The organism is Celeribacter halophilus (assembly GCF_900114135.1).
In the GTDB taxonomy this organism is placed as follows: domain Bacteria; phylum Pseudomonadota; class Alphaproteobacteria; order Rhodobacterales; family Rhodobacteraceae; genus Celeribacter; species Celeribacter halophilus.
This window is the reverse complement of record NZ_FORY01000045.1, coordinates 1-7506: the sequence shown is the minus strand read 5'-3', so window position 1 is coordinate 7506 and position 7506 is coordinate 1. Positions and strand designations below refer to the sequence as shown.

The following is a 7506-nucleotide window of genomic DNA, read 5'->3' as shown; positions in this document are numbered from 1 at the left end:
GCTTCCCGCTTCTGTGCTGCGCTTGAGTTGGTGGTGCAGGCGCGATTGCGGATCGCGCGAGAAGCCCAGCTTCACCACCTGCGTTTTGTCGGGAAACACAAAGCGCATCGCATAGATGTAGCTCGGGGCCGACGACCACCCCTCTCCACACTGTTCACAGCAGAAGCGGCCCGTCTGCATGTTCACCCGCGCGACGCGCTGTTCGTGTCCGCAGTCATGGCGGTAGAGCCGATAGTTCGGGTCGTTTTGAGGGTCGGGGCCAATCAGGTTCCATCCCCGTGCTTCGGCTTCGCCTTGCTCTTTGGCGGCGTGGCAGGTCTCGCAGCGGGGGATGGCCTCCCCTTTGGCGCAACGCTCGATAAACTCGAACTGACGGATGAGATCATGCCCGCAGGGTGCGCGATAGAACCCCCGATGGCGGTTGGTCGGATGATAGCCCAGGAAGATCAGCCCCGCGGCCTTGGCCGTCTCGATGATCCGGTCATAGTGACAGGCGGCGCATTCAGGCTGGGCGCTGCGCAGGGTGTAGACCTTATGCGCGGTCAGGCCGCCACAGGTATTGCATTCAAGCACGATGTGGTTTTTGTCGCGGACGCGCCGCACGATCTCGTAGCCCTTGTCTTTAGCAAACCCGTGCCACTGTGTGGGGGTCTTGGTCGGAAAGATCTGCCAGGCTTCGGGGGGGATCTTGCGCGAGCGGCGGGGCAGAAACAGGCTCTCGTTCGTGTTGGGCAGGGTGATGAAGGGAAGGACCGGCTGTACGGCGCAGCTATGTGTCGGGAAAGACGTCATGGGGATGCCTCCTGTCTAAGAAAGAACAAAGCAAAGGGGGAGGGCAGGGCGACAGCATCGCCCTGTGGAATTATCTCTGGAATAAAAAGGACAGACCTGTCCTGTGGGGGGGAGGGAGTGCCTATTCGGCCGCCAGCAAAGCGGACAGCTCCGGAGCATCCGCGCCTGCAGAGGGATCAAGCCCGACAAGGCCTGCGATCATCTCAAGCGCACCAATCTCGTAGAAGGTCTCCGTGGCCCGCGCCAACATCGCAGAGATGCGACGGGAGAGCGGATCATGGCCAAACCAGTTGTAACTTCCGGCGTCACTCAGCAGCCGATCTTCGGCCCCGCAATATTCTGCATGGCTCTCGCAGCCGAGCACGAAGTGCAACAGCTCGGCCATATTCTGGAGCGGGGCATCGCTTGCGATCTGTGCGGGCAGTTCAAATACAGACCGGCACAGGTCTGCGGCGCGGGCCCACGCGTGTTTCGCGGCATCACACCCGTCAGAATAGGCGGGATCGAAGGCCCCGGCACACTCGATGTCGCGTTCGGCCTCAACGGCCGTATCAAGCGCACAAAGCAAAGAGGCAAATTGCAAAGTGACAGGGGAAGCAGAAGTGAAGGGCGAAACGGCATCGGAAGCGGCTTCATCTGCGCAAGGCAGCATGGTAGACATCATGTCAGTCATAATTGATCTCCTGAGGATCGGTTATGGTTAGAGCGAGGCGAAGGGCTGCAACCCTTGCCTTGCTCGTCTAGTATGATTATATAGCGCCAGTAAGTCAAGTATCTTTTTGGAGAATGATTCGTCATGGCTAGAACTGGACGCCCCAAAACCGACACCTCGCCCGTCAACATACGTATGGATCGCGAGATGATCCGTGCGATCGACGACTATCGCCGCAAACAAGAAGACCTCCCCACGCGCCCCGAAGTGGTTCGGCGCGTGATGATGGAATGGCTCGAGAAGCAGAAGGAAAACGTGGGAGAAGAGTGAGGGAGTGGCTTTTATAGGAGATTAAATCTGTTGTGCTGGCCACCGCGACGTCGCGCCCTCGATCAGAGGGTAGCGTCATGCGCCGTTCGTGGATGGTGCTGCGAACGGCCCATTCCTGCCGCTCGCAGGTGGCGTCAATGCTGCAATGCCATTTCACCAGATCGGCCATTCGCGGCACCAGTGAGTCCGGAGGGTCAATCACGTAGGAACTTGCGTAATAATCGCAGCGCTTGATCAATCATAGACCCAATGCTTGCCACCCGAACCTGACCGAGGCATTTATTGGGGCAACTGTTTCCAACCGAGACCTGCCCATGGCCCGCAAACCTGCCCTCTCTACTGACAAGCTGAAAGATCTCGGCGCAGACAAACTCGCGCAGCTGGTTCTGGAAGAGGCCGAACGCAATGCTGGGTTCCGGCGGCAGGTCAAAGCGGCGCTGGCCGGGAAGTCCGGCCCCGAAGTCATTGCCAAACTGATCGACCGACGGCTGTCCGGGCTGGCGCGGGCAAAGAGCTTTATCGAATGGGACAGGGCCCGCGCTTTTGCCGACGATCTGCGCAGTCTGACCGATACGATCACATCCGAGCTTGGACCTGCCGCCCCGGCGCTGGCCATAGACCGGTTGCTGCGCTTCATCGCCACCCATGGACAGGTGTTCGAACGAGTCGACGACTCGTCCGGCCGCGTTCAGGACGTCTATTATCAGGCGATCCATGCAACCGGCGATTTGGTCGCCAGCCTGCCGGTGCCTGAGGCCGACGCGCTGCCGGAGAAGATCATGACCGCACTTGGCGAAAGCACGCATGGCTATCTCGCTGACGTGACCGAGGCCGTAGCGCCGCATCTGCCGCAAGACACTCTGGCGCGTTGGGACGGCAATCTGAAAGACGCCATCGCCGAACGGCAGTCCGAAGAAGCCGCGCGCAAATCGGATGGCTGGTTTTACTCCATGGCCTCGCAATGGGCCGGGATGCGCCAGATCCTCGCCTCGGCGCGGGGGGATCTCGATCTGCTCATCGCGCTGGAGCTCAAGAAAAAGCCACATATGCAAGATACACTGGGGATCGCGGCGCAGCTACTGGAGGCTGGGCGCACCGCCGAAGCGCTGGAATGGGTGCGCAAGCCCGGGCGGCGGACTTTTGGCGAAACCGATGATGGCCTGGCACCAGAACGCGTCAGCCTGGAAGCGCGCATCTTGGACGCCACCGGCGACAGATCTGCGGCGCAGGCCCTGCGTTGGCACTGTTTTGAGGCACGTCTGCCCGCCGACATCCTACGGGAGTATCTAAAACTTCTACCGGATTTTGAGGATATTGAGGCCGAAGACCGTGCTCATGCATTTGCGTTGGAAAAGGCAAAACCCGAGGCGGCGCTGCAATTCTTCCTTGATTGGCCACGACTTGATTTGGCAGCAAAGCTGATCACGACGCACCCGCACCGCTGGGACGGGGGGGATTGGCACAACCTGCCAAAAATCGCGGACCTGCTGGAACACGATCATCCCTTGGCGGCGACAATCTTCTACCGGGCCCTTCTGGACAACATCCTCGACTGCGCACGATCCAAGGCCTATGGGCACGGCGCAAAATATCTGGGGAAACTGACCCTATTGGCCCCAGAGGCGGACGCCATGCGCCCCGACACAATGACCGAGCACGCAACCTATCTTGCCAAGCTCAAGAAAGCCCATGCTCGTAAATCAGGATTCTGGGCGCGCGTCGGTGATGGCCAACCTAAAACGCCAGAAACAAGTGGGACCCGTCGCCCTGTGTGGAGCAAAGATGATAGGTAACGGCCCTGACCGGCCGTTCGCTTCATTGCCGAGCGCTGCGGTGCAGCTTCACCAGACCGGCCATTCGTCCACCGTGCAGCATTTTCTGTGGATGAAGGTCGGCAGAGTGGGACAAACCGTGCTTTCGCTGCGGCTGCGCCAATGACGGACTTCGGAGAATGGGTATTCAGTCGGCCTTGATTTTCGCGTTCTAAAAACGGTCATTTTTGGAGCGTCTCGGCTAGAGTGGCAGACCAACGGTAGCTGGCCTGCCCCAGTTCTTTACTCAGGACACTTGTTCGCAAAACCGAATTCTGTTGCCAAATGGGTCATGCACTTGGATTTGCAGGCCCCACGGCAATTCTTCCAAATCAGGACGCCCGAAGGAATACTGCTTATCCGAAAGCTCCTTATGAAACATTCGAATTTTTTGCGTTGGCAAAAATACGTTCGATCCGGGGCTTGCGTCGCCATGATGCTCTGTAAGATGTAAAAGCGCACCGGCACGCTCGACGCCCATGTAGAGCGGCAGTTGCTTTTCGTGACGATGCTCAAATGCGACTTCGAAGCCAAGAAACCCGCAGTAGAACTCTCTTGCTTTGGCCTCATCAAAAATGCGGATGATAGGGCAGATTTTACCGAAGCTGATCGCGTTAGAAACAGCACCTTCCAGTTTGGCCGATGCTGTGTTCCAATCTGAATATCCCAACGTGTTTGCAACGAGCTCCAAAGCCTCTGAGTGGGAAATATCTTTGTCGCCTTTGGCCAAGGCTGACCGAAGTTTGCGGGCCATAGATTTGGCCTGATCTACACTGTTCATGATGATCTCCATGCCAGCAAATTGTTTACGGCGCTCGCTTTACCGACCAAATGCTGGACGGAGTGTTTGAATTAAACATTAGAGCATTTTCACCTTACCCAACAGGGCGCGAGCGGCTGGCAACACAAACCGAGGTAAGAAGGCCATATTCAGTAAAGTTGGTCAAGACCTGCTTTGTGTGCCCACCAAAAACGCTCGTTTTTGACACGGCCCTAAAACACTCCAATTTATGCTGTCAAAAACCCCATTCAAAACCCAGCCAATGTTGAAGGTTTTTGGGATACCCGTGAAAGCGGTCATTCATGCACAAAGCAGCATAGGTAAGTCTGGGCTCAAAGCCGACCTGCGGCAATGCAGCACACGATGTTTGATCATCAGTGCCTTCTTAGAGTTGTCTCGATGACTGGTCCCAGCCCGAAGCGGACATGACCTGTGCAGCCACAGCATCAGGCATTTTCAAAAGTGAGGGCGGATTGCAGACCTTCCCCGCAGCTGACGCCAATGGCGGCTTCGCGCAAGAAATGGCTCGGCGGGTTTAGTGAGTGGTGGGACACTGAACCGTCTGCCTTAACCAAACATACCAAAACGCGGTGTTTAGCTATGACCACACAGGATCACCCCGAAACTTTTTGTTGCACTAAGGCAAAGGCGGCAGCATATTTTGACTAATAGCCGAACATAGCCACGAATTTCTTCGAATAAAGCATATTACCTTGATCATTAGCAGAGTTTCCGAACTGAAAAACGCAGGGGTGTGGAAGGATTTTTCTGCCCCTGCAGACATTCAACTCAAACCTCGCACCCTAATTTACGGATTCAATGGGTCTGGAAAAACAACCCTTTCGCGGGTTTTTTCTTCGATTGAGCGGGGAAGTCTTGAGGAACGATTACCCCCAGAAACAGCTTTCAAAATTGAAGTGTCGGACGGCACGACTGTCACGCAAGATTCCGTCTCAAACCCATTCGGGAGTAACTTGCTGGTTTTCAATACAGACTTCGTGTCCAGAAACTTCGAATGGGATGCCAGCAGCACGAAGGGAATTGCGTATCTGAGCGAAAAGAAGGTCGATGCTCGAAAAGAGTTTGACGTGATAGCTCCAAAACTTTCCGCTGCAATGCAAAAAACCAAGACCAAACAAAAGGCGAAGAATAAGGCTGATAAGGACGTGGCGGGCTTCAAAACGCGAGTGGCTCGCAACGTCCGAGAAGTCGCTGCGTCGAGTAGCTACACGCAGTCCTACGACGCTCGGAAAATTCAACGACATTACTCGAAAGCATCCTTCGGCGCGGAGAAGAAGCTGTCCGAATCTGACCTCAAGATAAACCAAGGAATACTTGCTCAGCGGGAACCGCTGCCAACACTTTCGTTCTCCCCAAGCCTTCCGGCTGGTCTGATTGACTGGTTCAAGGATGGTCAAGCCCTGCTGACCCAAAGCGTTTCCGGCATCGCTTCGAAGGAGTTCGAAGCCCACTCGGATGCTCTTCGCTGGGTCGAGAAAGGGCTCCACTATCACGACGAACATAGTCTGAACGACTGCTTACTTTGTGGAAACCCATTCTCTGAAGAGCGTCGCGCACAGCTTCGGTTAATGTTCGACAGATCGTGGACCGAGGCGCTTCGCGCCCTGGAAGACGCCGTGAAGAACGGGTATAAACAGCGGCAAGCCCTAAGGGAGCTCTATCAGTCTGCCCCCAAGGAAGCAGAGGTTACTGCCGAAAAGCGGGAAGCATTCACCCGGAACCGAGCGCTTTTTGAAGTCGCTATCAAACAGCTCGGCGTATGTGTCGGGGAGCTTCTCAAATGCCTCGATGGAAAGGCAGCAAACCCGACCAAAGAAGTCGAGGTCACCGCAGAACTGGCAGATTTCGACCTTGAGAAGTGGCTCGCAGAATATGAGAACATAGAGACCGCTCTGACGGCTACCGTGAAGTATCACAACGACGCCTTTATAAGTTTTGCTGCCAAGCAAAAGGATGCCTTCACGAAAATCGAAGCGCATGTTTTGGCGGCCAATCAAGGTGAATGGAATCGCCTTCAGAAAGGTGTGCAGGATGCTGAAATTGAGCTTGAGGCAGCGCGAACGGACGAGAAGGGTCTTGCCGACCGCCAGTTAAAACTTCGCAACGACCTACAAGACCACGGTGTCGGCGCGGACAAAATGAATGAGCTTATTTGGGCCTACCTGGGACACAAAGAGCTTCGCCTTGTTGCCGAATCTGGTGGCTACAAGATCCTTCGGCCGAGCGGAAAACCTGCAACGGAGCTCAGTGAAGGAGAACGGACAGCGGTTTCCTTCTGCTACTTCCTGACGCACCTGGCTGCTGAGGGTCGCAAGGCCAAAGACCTTGTGCTGGTCATTGATGACCCGATTTCGAGCCTCGATACCGCCGCTCGAACCTATGCCTATAGCCTGATGACGCGCATGACGAAAAAGTGCGCTCAGGTCATTGTCCTCACGCACAACACGAGCTTCATGAATATGGTGAAGCGAGAGTTCCAAAACCTTCAAAAGCGGGATGATACAAAGACAGTGACCGCGCTCTTGTCTCTCGATTGTCGAAACTCTGGAAATGGAGATGAACGGACGACTTGTCTCACCAATATGCACTCGCTGTTGGTGTCCCATGATAGCGAGTATCACTACCTTTTCCGTATGGTTCAGGATGCGGCCCAAAACAAAACGACAGACTATTTATTCTTACTTCCTAATGCGACGCGTAAGCTGTTGGAGATGTTCGCAACCTTCTGTTCGCCTGGACAGCCAACTTTTGCGGGTGCGCTCATGGACCACCACAATGAATTGCCCCGAGTTTGCCGGAGACCATCAACTTAAGTAAGGATGATGGTTATGACAAAAAGTAAAATGGCAAATCGCTACTCGCCTGAGGTCCGCGCACGTGCGGTCCGAATGGTGTTTGAGCATCAAGGCTCCTACGAAACGCAGGCGGGCGCGATTGCGGCCATTGCACCCAAGATCGGCTGTATACCCCAGACCTTGAACGGATGGGTCAAGCAGGCCGAGAAGGATAGTGGTATGCGCGACGGCGTGACTACTGAAGAACGTGATCGGATTAAAACCCTCGAAAGGGAAAACCGGGAGCTACGCCAAGCCAATGAGATACTACGCAAGGCGTCAGCG

General features: G+C 55.5%; 7 protein-coding genes. 4 read left to right on the top strand and 3 right to left on the bottom strand.

Features of this window, described 5'->3' with window-relative positions; all coding sequences use genetic code 11:
- Both BM152_RS18420 and BM152_RS18415 read right to left on the bottom strand, forming a co-directional pair.
- Positions 1-792: hypothetical protein (locus BM152_RS18420; RefSeq protein WP_074914662.1), on the bottom strand; the 792-nt coding region annotated here is incomplete at its 3' end.
- Positions 793-913: 121 nt separating this feature from the next.
- A complete protein-coding gene (locus tag BM152_RS18415) occupies positions 914-1465 on the bottom strand; it encodes a hypothetical protein (RefSeq protein ID WP_074914659.1) in 552 nt (183 codons plus the stop codon).
- A 123-nt stretch (positions 1466-1588) separates the two neighbouring features.
- Between BM152_RS18415 and BM152_RS19080 the strand changes: the two genes are divergently transcribed.
- Both BM152_RS19080 and BM152_RS18410 read left to right on the top strand, forming a co-directional pair.
- The gene (locus tag BM152_RS19080; RefSeq protein WP_111481417.1) at positions 1589-1774 is read left to right on the top strand and encodes a ribbon-helix-helix protein, CopG family; all 186 of its coding nucleotides are present in this window, start codon (positions 1589-1591) and stop codon (positions 1772-1774) included.
- A 314-nt stretch (positions 1775-2088) separates the two neighbouring features.
- Entirely contained in the window at positions 2089-3567 is a 1479-nt protein-coding gene (locus BM152_RS18410; protein WP_066598836.1) for a DUF6880 family protein, read from the top strand.
- Positions 3568-3832: 265 nt separating this feature from the next.
- Here BM152_RS18410 and BM152_RS18405 read toward each other — a convergent pair whose 3' ends face one another.
- Positions 3833-4366 (bottom strand): glyoxalase superfamily protein, encoded by a 534-nt coding sequence (locus tag BM152_RS18405; protein WP_066598841.1) that lies wholly within the window; start codon positions 4364-4366, stop codon positions 3833-3835.
- A 713-nt stretch (positions 4367-5079) separates the two neighbouring features.
- On the opposite strand from BM152_RS18405, the gene BM152_RS18400 reads away from it, so the two are divergent.
- Both BM152_RS18400 and BM152_RS18395 read left to right on the top strand, forming a co-directional pair.
- Complete coding sequence (locus tag BM152_RS18400) at positions 5080-7200, top strand: AAA family ATPase (protein WP_082715253.1); 2121 nt, start codon at positions 5080-5082, stop codon at positions 7198-7200.
- Between the two features lie 15 nt (positions 7201-7215).
- The coding region (locus BM152_RS18395) for a transposase (RefSeq protein ID WP_139222553.1) at positions 7216-7506 on the top strand (291 nt) is incomplete at its 3' end.

Coding starts and splice junctions, on each gene's coding strand:
- BM152_RS18405 (WP_066598841.1), bottom strand. CDS start 4,366: ATGAACAGTGTAGATCAGGCCAAATCTATGGCCCGCAAACTTCGGTCA.
- BM152_RS19080 (WP_111481417.1), top strand. CDS start 1,589: ATGGCTAGAACTGGACGCCCCAAAACCGACACCTCGCCCGTCAACATA.
- BM152_RS18410 (WP_066598836.1), top strand. CDS start 2,089: ATGGCCCGCAAACCTGCCCTCTCTACTGACAAGCTGAAAGATCTCGGC.
- BM152_RS18415 (WP_074914659.1), bottom strand. CDS start 1,465: ATGACTGACATGATGTCTACCATGCTGCCTTGCGCAGATGAAGCCGCT.